The 5,996-nt window shown below is 56.3% G+C and carries 8 protein-coding genes; 5 read left to right on the forward strand and 3 right to left on the reverse strand.

Annotated elements, in window-relative coordinates; all coding sequences use genetic code 11:
• The 5 genes from Q7J88_RS10440 to gspN all read left to right on the forward strand — a co-directional run.
• Positions 1-523, forward strand: a 523-nt coding sequence (locus Q7J88_RS10440; RefSeq protein WP_303722133.1) for a type II secretion system protein GspJ, incomplete at its 5' end; no start/stop codon positions are given.
• On the forward strand, positions 510-1,427 hold the full coding sequence (gspK, locus tag Q7J88_RS10445; RefSeq protein WP_303722134.1) for a type II secretion system minor pseudopilin GspK: 918 nt from the start codon (positions 510-512) through the stop codon (positions 1,425-1,427). The genes Q7J88_RS10440 and gspK, both read left to right, overlap by 14 nt.
• Positions 1,428-1,430: 3 nt before the next feature.
• On the forward strand, positions 1,431-2,786 hold the full coding sequence (locus tag Q7J88_RS10450) for a GspL/Epsl periplasmic domain-containing protein (RefSeq protein ID WP_303722135.1): 1,356 nt from the start codon (positions 1,431-1,433) through the stop codon (positions 2,784-2,786).
• 4 nt (positions 2,787-2,790) lie between these two features.
• Positions 2,791-3,309: a hypothetical protein gene (locus Q7J88_RS10455; RefSeq protein WP_303722136.1), complete on the forward strand. Its 519-nt coding sequence runs from the start codon at positions 2,791-2,793 to the stop codon at positions 3,307-3,309.
• Entirely contained in the window at positions 3,309-4,160 is an 852-nt protein-coding gene (gspN, locus tag Q7J88_RS10460) for a type II secretion system protein GspN (protein WP_303722137.1), read from the forward strand. The genes Q7J88_RS10455 and gspN overlap by 1 nt, the downstream gene beginning before the upstream one ends.
• Before the next feature lie 2 nt (positions 4,161-4,162).
• Here the strand turns inward: gspN and modB are convergent, their stop codons facing one another.
• The 3 genes from modB to Q7J88_RS10475 form a co-directional block, all read right to left on the reverse strand.
• Complete coding sequence (gene modB / locus Q7J88_RS10465) at positions 4,163-4,849, reverse strand: molybdate ABC transporter permease subunit (protein ID WP_303722138.1); 687 nt, start codon at positions 4,847-4,849, stop codon at positions 4,163-4,165.
• A gap of 34 nt (positions 4,850-4,883) precedes the next feature.
• Positions 4,884-5,639 carry a molybdate ABC transporter substrate-binding protein gene (modA, locus tag Q7J88_RS10470; RefSeq protein ID WP_303722139.1) on the reverse strand — a complete coding sequence of 252 codons (756 nt, stop codon included), beginning with the start codon at positions 5,637-5,639 and terminating at the stop codon, positions 4,884-4,886.
• The coding region (locus Q7J88_RS10475; RefSeq protein WP_303722140.1) for a TOBE domain-containing protein at positions 5,639-5,996 on the reverse strand (358 nt) is incomplete at its 5' end. The genes Q7J88_RS10475 and modA, both read right to left, overlap by 1 nt.

A 5,996-nucleotide genomic window follows, 5' to 3' on the forward strand; every position in this document is an offset into this window, starting at 1 on the left:
CTATGGCGTTTTCGCTACCAGCAGCAGCGCCAAGGAACAGGTCGAAAAACAGGCAAACGCCTTGCACCTCGGCCGCGTTTTGAGTGCCCGGCTGAATCGGGAACTGCTCGGACTGACCCTGACCGAACAACCCGGTGAGACAATCCTGTCGGGAGGACTCAACAGTCAGAACGAAACCTTTATCGAGTTGCTGACCAGTTCGAGCGGCGGGCCTTATCCTGGAATGCGCCGGATCGGTTACCGCCTGGCTCCCGATCAGGATAACCGCATGACCTTATGGCGCAGCGAAAAGGGGGAGAATTCCCCGGGCAAGCCGACTGAGGAACACCTCGCGCAAGGAATTTCCCGGTTGGCCTTCGGCTTTTATGACGGGACCCGCTGGCGAAACGAGTGGAACAGCACGAGTGACGGCAGGCCATTGCTGGTGCGGGCAGAAATTGAACTGGAGGATCTTGGCGACCGCCCTCCCCTGATCAGCCTGTTCGAGCTACCGCAACCGGAGGAGCGCGATGGCGGTCAATAACGAACGGGGAATGGTGCTGCTGTTGGTACTGGTGGTGATCGCACTGCTCAGCGCCCTCCTCAGCGAATTCGCTTTTTCGACCTTGGTTGACCTACGTCTGACAGAAACCTTTCGCGATTCAACGCGGGCCGAATATCTGGCACGCGGGGGAATTAAGGCCGGACGGATGCTTCTGCAAACCGACAAAAACAGCTATGACGCCAAAGTGCCTACAGAATTCTGGTCGGTCGGAGTGCAGAACTACCCGGTCGCTGAAGGGAGCCTGAGCGTCAGCATCGAAGATCTGGATGGCCGACTTCCACTGAACAAGCTGGTCGATGCCGCAGGGAATCCCAACCCAGTTTTCCGAGAACGCTTCGTCAGACTCTGCTTGGAATTGCCCTTGGACAATCCCGAAGCCTTGGCAGATGCGCTGATCGATTGGCTCGATCCAGATCATGAACCGGAACCTGAAGGGGCCGAAGATGCCGATTACCTGAGACAAAATCCGCCCTACGAAGCAAGCGACGGTCCTTTGCAAAGTCTCGATGAGCTGGTTTTGGTGCAGGGCTTTACTCCTGCCACCGTAGAGTTGCTTCGACCACATGTCAGCAGCTTCGGCATCGGCAGACTGAACATCAACACGGCAACCCCGGAGGTGTTGCGCAGCTGGGATGCTGAAGCGGTGGCCGGCGTCGATAGCCTGCTCAATCGACGCGCGGAAAAACCATACCAAAACCTCGATGATCTGCGGGACACGATCGGCCTCGAGAACTTTACCGCCCTAAACCGGCAACTTGATTTGGGCGTAACCAGTTCGTACTATCTGATCAACAGTCAGGGGCGGTTCAACAACGGCAGCCGAAGGCTGCAGGCGATCGTCGATAAAGGGAAAGGCAAACTTCTCTGGCAGAAGGTGAATTAACACATGCGGCGTAGAATTATTGCTCTTCAACCTGGCCTCGAACAGTGGCGATTCGCAGTCGCCACCGGCGACGCACAGGAACCAAAACTACTTAAAGTCGGTTTTTTCGAGCGGAACTCCGAAATAACTCTGGCTGACCAGTTAGCGCAGTTGCTGGGACCGTTGCAGATGACCGATCGACTAGCCTGTGCCCTGCCGGCCCAAAGTGCGCTATTTCGCTGGCTGGAATTTCCTTTCAACGACAGACGCAAGGTCGCCGCGGCAGCCGTACCGGAGATGGCTCGACGGCTGCCACAAACGCTTGAGGAGCGAGCCCTCTTCCAACAAGCTCTGGGCGAAAAGAATATTTTGGCGGTAGCGGTAGATAAACAGCGACTGGAACAACTGATCGACGGATACGATGACAACCGCGAGCCGCTTGGTTTCATCGGCTTGGCGCCGTTCTGTTACGGCGCGGGTTGCCAATGGATCGACGACGCCCTGCTGCTCTGTCAGGAGCCTAATGAAACAGCCCTGGTCCGCTATCAAGAAGGTCGACCGGTCGACCTTCGGTTGCTGCCACAGACAGATGAAAGTGGGACTGCTGAGATCGTCCAGCAGGCTCTGCTGCTAGCGCACAGCACCAGCGTTCCCCTTATGCGGCTGCGCATGTTGTGCAGTTCCTCAGATTCCGAGTTGGCCTCGGAACTACAGTCAGCAGGCTTCGAGATCGAGCAGCTTCAACACCGCAGCGAAACCGGGCTGGTTGCGCCCGAACTGACTAGCGCTGCCTGCCTAGCGTTGACTGCGGCGAAATCGGGGGCTGATGAGTTGAACCTGCGCTCGGGGAGCTATAAGCTGAAAAATGACTGGCAGTCGCTCAAGCATCGCATGTGGCTTGCCGCGGGGTTGTTTTTCTGCACCCTGACGGCCCTGCTCGGCAATGGCTACTTGCAATATCAGCAAAAAGTGGAGCAGTTTGCCGCTTTGGAGCAGCAGATGAACATCCTCTACCTTCAGGAATTTCCTGGTGAAAAACTGCTGGTCCCAGCCACCCTCCAGCTACAATCGAAGCTTAAAGTGCTGCAGCAAAAAGCCAGTCAGTTCGGTGCCGCCAAGCCACAAGCTCTCGACCTACTCTTGGCCGTGTCCAAAAGTATCGAACCGAACCTGTCCGTCGACATCAAAGAGTACCTGCAGAACGAAGACGGACTGCGGCTGAGCGGTACAACCAGCACCTTCGATGCTGTCAGCAAACTGCTGGCCAGCCTGCAACGCAACCCAGGCTTCTCGGAAGTCCGGATTCTCGACAGCAAGCAGGCAATTGACGGCAGTCAGGTCGATTTTCAACTGCAGATTCTACTGAGCCAGGAGGATTGACCAGATGAGCGGATTCGACCGGGAAAAACATTTGAAACCACTGCTGATCGGGGTAGTAGCAATTTTGCTGCTTTGCGGTTTCTGGATCTACACCAGCCATCAACAGGCGCTGCAGCGGCTAGAGCACAAAACGGCTGCCGCCCAGCGGGAACTGGACCAGTTGCGCGAGTCGCTGAACGAATACCGCAAACTGGCAAGCAGCCTACAGCAGGTCGACAACGATCCGGCTGGAAACGTCAATCTGATTGCCTCGGTTGAAAACGCCACCCAGCAGATCGGTGCCCGCAGCCAGCTGCTTTATGTCAGGCCGCAGCCAGACAAAGTCCGTGAGGATTTGGTCGAAGAGGGGGTCGAAATCAGGCTGGAAAGGCTGCTACTGAACCAGCTGGTGGAACTGCTTTACCAGTTTGAGACAGCCAAGCAGCGGCTGAATATTTCGCAGTTACGGGTCAGAACCCGCTTCGACAATCCGGAACAGCTCGACACGGTGATGACCCTCAGCCGCTTAAAGGAGAAGCGTTGATGTTGACGCGCCTGGCAAATCAGCTTCGCCATCCGGTCGCGCTTTGCATCTGCAGTTTCCTCTGCTTCTTTTTCCTGGCACTGCTACTGAACCTACCACTGACCCCGCTCAGCATATGGATTGAACAGCTGGCCAGGCAGCAACAACTGGAACTACAAATGGACGACCCGGAGGTGATTTTTCCCCTCGGACTTGGAGTGGAAAAGCTGGAAATCGGTTCTGCGCAAATCCCGCACCCGCCTCTACTGCTGACCGAGCTTGCTCTCTACCCCTTGTGGACGACCTTGGCCAGCAACGATCCCGGCGTCAGCTTCAGCCTCAAAGCTCTGCAGGGACAGATCGATGGGATCGCCTTTCGTAGTGGCAAGGTCACCGCAGAGTTTTCCGGGCTGCAAATCAACGAGACACTCGGTCCCCAGCTACCATTAACCATCAGTGGCCAGCTGGATAAGGGTGAATTTGACGGTACCCTGCCATTGCAGGGGAGGAACAAAAGTCGGATGCAGGTTTCTATGAGTAGGTTGCTGCTGACCGGACTGCAAAAATTTGGCGTTAGCGATGACATCCTGCCGCTTGGTCGACTGCACTGCAGTATCGAAGCGACCGGGCAGACGCTCAATATAATCGCCCTGGAAATAAGCGGCTCAGCCCTGACCCTGTTAGGCAGCGGAACCCTCCGTCTCGGCCCAACAGCGGCGCGCAGCCTTGTCAATCTCGAGCTGACCCTGACCCCGCAGGCGGCGCTCGACCCAACTCTGAAAGATATGCTCAGCCTGCTGCACAAGCCGCAAGCAGACGGTAATTACCAGCTCCGGTTGACAGGTACACTGACCAATACACGCATCAAATGATGTCAACTGCTGTTGCGGCGGAATCTGCGCAACAGCAGTTCGTTCAGCATCAATACCAGATACGAAAGGCCGATGGAAAGGATGCAGAGTGACATCGCCCCGGCTTCACCGCCAGGGGTGTTAGTGTAATCGTAGATCGCCAGCGGGATGGTCTGGGTAACGCCGGGAATGTTACCCGCCAGAATGATGGTCGCTCCGAACTCACCAAGTGATCGGGCAAAGCAGAGGGTGCTGCCGGTGATCAGAGCCGGAACCGATAGCGGGACCACAACCGAACGCAGGCAGTCAAACCAACCGGCGCCGAGGGTGCGTGAGGCATTCAGCAAATGTGGATCGATCTGCTCCATGCCGAGCCGGATTGAGCGCACCATCAACGGCAAACCGATCACGGTACAGGCGATCACCGCCCCCTTCCAGGAAAATATCATCTGAATCCCGAGGCTGTTGAGTATGGAGCCAAGAGGACCTTGCCGCCCGAGCAGCAGCAACAGTAGATAACCGACCACCACCGGCGGCAGCACCAGCGGCAGATTGATCAAACCGTCGAGCACTGGCTTGCAACGTATCTTGCTGAACACCAGCAACCAGGCCAAGGCGAAACCGACCGGCAGGGCAAGCAGGGTTGCTACTGAAGCGACTCTGGCAGAAAGCCAGAGAGCCTGATAATCTGTCGGGGAGAGACTTAACATAATATTCCCGTCAAGAGGTCCTGCGGACCGCCTGCTATAAATCGATCACAAACCCGTACTTGCGAAAAACATCCTGGGCCGTCTGACTGAACAGGTAGTTGAAAAAATCAGCAGCCATCGGTTTCTCAGCACCAGAATTAGTCAACGCAGCCGGATAAACCACCTGCGGGTACAAATCCTGTGGCACGGCAAAAAGGATCTGCGCCTGCTGCGCCAGCAAGGCATCGGTCCGATAGACGAAAGCTCCGTCGACTTCACCGCGATCGGCATAAAGCAGCGCCTGACGAACATCCTTGGCCAGAATCAATCTCCGTCCCGCTTGTAGTTGCTCATACAGGCCGGCGTTGCTCAGTGCCTGCTCGGCGTAACGCCCAACCGGCGTCGATTTGGGGCTGCCGATCGCAATTCGTTGCAGGTTCACCAATTCGGCCAGCTGCGTTACGCTTTTCTCCATACCGACAAAGACCAGACTGTTGTCCACCAGTGTCCGCTTCGAATCGGCGACGATCTGCCCCTGATCTTGCAAGTACTGCATCCACTTCGGGTTGGCGGATATGTAGATATCGGTCGGGGCACCTGCTGAGATCTGTTTCGCCAAGGCTCCGGAGGAGGCGAAATTCGGCAACAACGCTGCCTGCGGATAACTCTTTTGGTAGTTGTTGATGATTTCTTTCATCGCGTCGGTCAAACTAGCGGCAGCCGAAATGTGAATTTCTGAGGCGCCAGCAGTAACACTGCAGACAACTAGCCACAGGATCAGGCACAAGGTAAAAATCAACTTCTCTTTCATCAGACCAGCCTCCTGAAGGCGGATGCCTTGATTGCTGCATATACCGTCATGCCAACCTCCATATTCAACTCCAGGGCGGCTTCCCGCACCACCTGGGCTATCAATTCCTCACCGTTGCAATCAAGCCTCACGCCGACCGAACCGCCCTGAGGAATCAGTTCAAGGATTTTTGCCGTCAGCAGATTCCGCGCCGAAAGCGCATGTGGATGGTTTTTGAACAGCAACACATCCTTGCTCGACAGTTCAAACACCCCCCCGGCCGGCTGCTGGTGGTCGGTCAGCAGCAGTTCGTTTTCCCCCCAGCGGTAGCCGAGCATACTGCCCACCGCGCGCGGAGCAGAAAGCGCCAGATGGTTC

The organism is Malonomonas rubra, from assembly GCF_003247215.1.
In the GTDB taxonomy this organism is placed as follows: Bacteria; Desulfobacterota; Desulfuromonadia; order Desulfuromonadales; family Geopsychrobacteraceae; genus Malonomonas; species Malonomonas rubra_A.